The organism is Aureibaculum marinum (genome assembly GCF_003813905.1).
GTDB lineage: Bacteria > Bacteroidota > Bacteroidia > Flavobacteriales > Flavobacteriaceae > Aureibaculum > Aureibaculum marinum.
In genome coordinates this window covers 1-679 of sequence record NZ_RPFJ01000022.1, presented here as the reverse complement: position 1 = coordinate 679, position 679 = coordinate 1, and the positions used below count along the sequence as shown (strand labels likewise).

Here is a 679-nt window from a genome sequence, read left to right as displayed (position 1 = left end):
CACGTAAAGAATGTACTTCAGCATATTTTTGCTTTATAACTCTAACCCCTTCTTCACATTGACTTCTTCTGATATTATATTCTCCAGAAGCTAAATTATGAGAAACATTTGTGTTGAGTAACAATATGGTAAACGGCTCAATTTTAATAGGAACATACTGATAGTCTAAAGATTGGCAATCAAGAAGGATAACATGGTCTTTTTTGCTCATAACAGAAGCAAATTGATCCATAATACCACATTTTGTACCAACAAAATTATGTTCAGCCCGTTGCGAGAGTTCTACAATGGTTTGCTTCGATAAATTCAAGTCAAATAATTCATTTAAACCAAATGCTAAACCGCATTCTAATGCGGCTGAAGAACTGATACCAGAACCAACAGGGATATCACTATCTAAAACACAATCAAACCCTTGTAATTTATCAGAAAGTTGTTGTATTTCATAAATAACACCCAATACATAATTTTCCCATTGTTTTTCACTTTTCTCAACAGCATCAAGTTTAAAACTAAACCCTGTGTCGAAATTATTACTATGAATAGAACAGGTTTTTAAACTGCCATTTTTTTTAAATTTAAATTGTATTTTTTTATCAATAGCAGTAGGTAATACAAAGCCATTATTATAATCAGTATGTTCACCAATGATATTAATTCTACCAGGCGAATCTATAAT

Annotated in this window: 1 protein-coding gene; it reads right to left on the bottom strand. The window is 31.1% G+C overall.

The genetic code is table 11. The features are described from left to right. On the bottom strand, positions 1 to 679 hold a 679-nt coding region (locus EGM88_RS12595), incomplete at both ends, for a galactokinase (protein WP_317126545.1).